Source organism: Chamaesiphon sp. VAR_69_metabat_338, assembly GCF_031423935.1.
Classification (GTDB): Bacteria; Cyanobacteriota; Cyanobacteriia; order Cyanobacteriales; family Chamaesiphonaceae; genus Chamaesiphon.
Genome location: NZ_JANPGM010000352.1, coordinates 1 through 4,044 on the forward strand (window position 1 = coordinate 1; position 4,044 = coordinate 4,044).

The 4,044-nt window shown below is 44.6% G+C and carries 3 protein-coding genes and 1 pseudogene; 3 read left to right on the plus strand and 1 reads right to left on the minus strand.

From position 1 onward, the window contains the following. Positions 1-117: 117 nt before the first annotated feature. Complete coding sequence (locus tag RMO84_RS10010; protein ID WP_310488320.1) at positions 118-1,092, minus strand: serine/threonine-protein kinase; 975 nt, start codon at positions 1,090-1,092, stop codon at positions 118-120. Between the two features lie 240 nt (positions 1,093-1,332). Between RMO84_RS10010 and RMO84_RS10015 the strand changes: the two genes are divergently transcribed. From RMO84_RS10015 to RMO84_RS10025, 3 genes and pseudogenes are all read left to right on the plus strand, one after another. Next, positions 1,333-2,256 carry a rhodanese-related sulfurtransferase gene (locus RMO84_RS10015; protein WP_310488321.1) on the plus strand — a complete coding sequence of 308 codons (924 nt, stop codon included), beginning with the start codon at positions 1,333-1,335 and terminating at the stop codon, positions 2,254-2,256. Positions 2,257-2,656: 400 nt separating this feature from the next. Further along, positions 2,657-2,896: pseudogene (locus RMO84_RS10020) on the plus strand (IS1 family transposase); the annotation flags it as partial. A gap of 760 nt (positions 2,897-3,656) precedes the next feature. Continuing rightward, positions 3,657-4,044 (plus strand): hypothetical protein (locus RMO84_RS10025; RefSeq protein WP_310488322.1); only part of this gene is annotated, 388 nt, incomplete at its 3' end.

Genomic DNA, 4,044 nt, shown 5'->3' on the forward strand with positions numbered 1-4,044 from the left:
CAGGCGAGGGCGGGGTGAGGGCAAACCAATACCGCACTCTCACAGCATTAGGGTACCCGATCGATCTAACCTAATTACTAGTATTCTTGGACTGATGCCAGATGTGAGCTAATTAGTTTAACGATCGACCATCGAGGCACCAACACTGTTTTGCACCAAGGGAATGCGATTGACGATCGTGGCGGTACTAATGAAACCTAAGCCGATTAATACGGCTATTGCCATAATTCTACTCGTCGTCAATTGTCGATCGCGCGATTCTGTATCCATAAATTGCGGCGATCTCACTTGACTATCGCCATCAGTTTCGATCGGTAATCGCTCTAGATCGACTAGTACTGCGGTTGTGGAGTCATACCGCTCGATGTCATCAACCCGCGTCATCTGTTCTAAAATCGTCGCCAAGCGATCGCTAATTGAGGCTAAATCTCGCCAGATGACTTCCTTGGCTTCATTCTTGGGCAAGTGCAACGGATACTGTCCTGTCAAGAACTGAATTGCCGTCATGCCCAGGGCATAAATATCGCTGCTAAAATTAGCTGCCCCATTTAATTGTTCGGGCGGGTGATAGCCTGGAGTGCCGACTACTGGATTCGGCGTGACTGAATCGCCACCTAAATCTTGGACTGCGCCAAAATCGATCAAACACAATTGTCCGTCATCCCAACGGCGGATAATATTTGCTGGCTTGATATCGCGATGAATGGCTTGCTTCTGATGCACATAACCCAACACCTTGAGCATCTCCCGCAAAAACCCAACCACCTTCGCCTCGCTCCACTGATGCCCGATCGTAAATTCCTTGCTCAGATCGTCACCAGCCACAAAATCCTGCACCATAAAAAAATCGCCCTGATGCTCGAAGCACTCCACCTGCTGGGGAATTTGACTGTGCTTGAACCGGGCCAGGATAGCTGCTTCCAACTTAAATAGTTGCAACATCCGAGGATGCTCCACTTTGGGGCGTAGTTGCTTGACCACACACTGGGGTTTGCCCGGAGCGGTCAGATTTTTGGCTAGATAAGTGTGAGCGAAGCCACCTTTGCCGAGCCGCTTGATAATTTGATAACGACCATCCACGACAATATTCATGTGCGGAACAGCGCAAATTGCTATTAAAGTTCTAGCTTTATATAATCGTGGAGATCGGATATTGAAACTGTATGCTGTGAGACAATTAGCGATCGCGATCGATTAATAACACTAATTTCCGCCAATTGTACTATTAGTTAACCAAAACGCAAATGCAGCGATACCAAAGCTTTTGCAGCAAGACCGATCCCCGTAAATGATGTAAGTTTGAATAAGTAATGCGAACGATAAGCCACCACTATGACCCAAGTTATTGCTGCCTTTTATAAATTTGTAACCTTAGATGACTATCGCGAGCGTCGTCAACCATTACTAAATTTGTGTCATCACCACCACATTAAAGGCACAATTTTACTAGCAGCGGAAGGGATTAATGGTACGATTTCTGGCACCCGATCGAGTATCGAGGCAATCCTCGCCGATCTCAAAGCCGATCCCCAGTTCGCCAACTTAGAGCATAAAGAATCGATCGCCACAAAATCGCCATTTGACAGGCTCAAAGTCCGACTCAAACAAGAAATCGTCACCTTCGGCGTGCCCACTGTCGATCCCACCAATCTCGTCGGTACCTATGTCAAACCCCAAGACTGGAACGCCCTGATCGCCAATCCCGATGTCTTAGTTATCGATACTCGCAACCAATACGAAGTCGAAATCGGTACCTTCGCAGGCGCGATCGATCCGCAGACTGACTCCTTCACCGAATTTCCCGCCTACGTCGCCGCCCATCTCGATCCGCAGCAACACAAGCAAATCGCCATGTTCTGCACTGGCGGCATCCGGTGTGAAAAAGCTACCTCTTACCTCCTCTCCCAAGGCTTCGAGCGCGTCTATCACCTCGAAGGTGGCATCCTCAAGTATCTCGAAGAGATCCCTGCCGCCCAGAGCCAATGGGAGGGCGAATGCTTTGTCTTCGACGATCGCGTTGCCGTCACCCACGGACTCAGATCCGGTACTCATCAACTCTGCTGGGGCTGTGGCAACCCCATTTCGCAGGCGGATCTCGCGTCGCCCCACTACGAACCTGGGATCTGTTGTCCCCGCTGTTACACCACCATTACCCCCGCTCAACGCGCCAGTCGGACAGAGAGATGGCGGCAACTTCAGCTAGAAGCTAGTACCTTGAGGTCTGGAGCGTCGATCGAAATCGATACCCAGGGCTAGCGAGATCGATTGGCTAATTGCGGTAAACCCGCACAGTTCTCATTTTTTTCGTGGTGACGATCGCCCAACTTGCTATGTGAATGGCAGCAGGTTGGGCGATTTTTTTGTCATTTCAACTCTAATTTGCCAAAACTCGATCGAATAAATAATATTTATTCAAAGCAGAATATTTGCTGCGTATATCTCTAGATATAGATCGGATATATATATCTACTCAATTTGCGATAACAAAGATGCCGATCGCTTGATATACATAGATATAGTTATTAAAATCTGAGGTCAATTATGTTTGTTATCCTGTAGGCTAAGTGCGTCGCCAGAAAAAACAATCATCGCTGAATCAATGTATGAGTTGTTTGTCGAAAAATCAGTTAAAATCCTAAGTAAAATACTAAAATCAATGCAGTGCCCTTGGTGTAGCTCAAATCACGTCAACAAAAATGGATGTAAAAAAGGAAAACAAAATTATATCTGTTTTGATTGCAAAAAGCAGTTTATTGACTCGTACGATCGAAGAGGCTCTGCGCAAGAAATCAGGAAAGAGTGTTTAAAGATGCATGAAAATGGGATGAAGTTTCGAGAAATTGAGAAGATTAAAGGAGTGCATCACACAACAGTAATCAACTGGGTTAAGCAAGTAAAAAGCAATAATAATCTCGATCTATCTACCACCGAAGAGCGGGTAGATAAACGTGCTGAGAGTCTTGACAGCAAAGCGAGTTTCAGCCCTGAAAGCCCCACTAGTAAATAGCTGTGACCTTCTGCTAAGAAATGCCGTTCAAGTAAAATTTCTGTAATGTATCTACAATATCAATCGACCGATTCTTGGCTTTTATGCAAAAAAGATATTATTTTATTTACGAGTCAAGATGAATAAAGCCGCAAAGTTAAGCATAGACAGAAATATTTTTTTAATGGAGTTAATATTTTTAAGCGTAAAGTTAAAAATGCATGCAATAGAATTAATATCCTAAGGTATTAAAAATGATAAGCAAATAATTAAAATTATTGACTTCGGCAGCGATCGCTTTGAATTTATTTTGAATTTACTGTTTTGGGTGCATTTTATTAGATTTATATTTGTTTCATACTTCTGTTCAGCAAAAAAGTTATTTTTTACAATCTAATTTCATTGAAATCGGTATAAACACTAGTTGCGATCGATCGAAATACAGACTAATGTTGGATGTGAATAGCAATTGTCTGCGAAGTGCAGTGTGGTATGAGCATTGGCATTATTACCGAGTCGATGATCTCTAAAATATTGGGAAAAATCGAGCGATCTCATCAAATTTATGAGTTCGATCGACCAACTATTTGGAGAATTATTCAGGATTTGGGAGTAATACACGCCAGCGTCTACATCGCCAAGCTATTCTCGACAATAACCCCCCCGATTTATGAACCCAAAATTCTTTTCATCTCGATCGAGTGATGCTAGCTCTACCCGCGCACATCCGCACTCTATGGGTCAGCACCAGCTCAATCGATCGATCGTTGCTTCCCTATTAAGTCTGGCTGCTGTAGCCACTGTCAGCCACCCCGATAAAGCTGCGGCTGTTGACCTCAATTTTGCTACACCAGATACAGGTGTTGGCAGACCGGATGTATCATCCAACCCCAACACTTTTGGCTTTAACTTTGGTCCCGGTGTCTCGGCTAATACCATTCATTACAAAAACGTTGCGACAGGGGTAGATGCCGTAGTTACCGCCACTATGTTTAACGGTACTGGCACTTATGCTTTCAACCAGCATATCTACAATTACTCTGTCAATACAGCGGGTC